This window comes from Chryseobacterium sp. HNCC26DJ241, from assembly GCF_057180505.1.
The window spans coordinates 1-227 of the sequence record NZ_JBXUGL010000101.1; the positions used below are offsets into that span (position 1 = coordinate 1).

The following is a 227-nucleotide window of genomic DNA, read 5'->3' on the forward strand; positions in this document are numbered from 1 at the left end:
GTTAAACCTTGAGTTCCTATTCCTACTTTTCCCATTACATACATATCATCTGTATTTGCTGTAGCAGGAGTTGAATTAGTTCCAGATACATACCAAACATTATTACCGCCACTTGGAACTCCGGTTTGTGTCTGTACATAGCCATTGGCATCCATTGTTAGATAAGTTGTATTGGTAGTAGCCGTAGGTAAACCTGAAAAATGTACTGTTCCATTTACATCTAATTT

1 protein-coding gene is annotated in these 227 nt (G+C 37.0%); it reads right to left on the reverse strand.

What is annotated here, in order from left to right:
- Positions 1–227, reverse strand: a 227-nt coding sequence (locus tag AC2A1C_RS15920) for a hypothetical protein (protein ID WP_484026918.1), incomplete at both ends; no start/stop codon positions are given.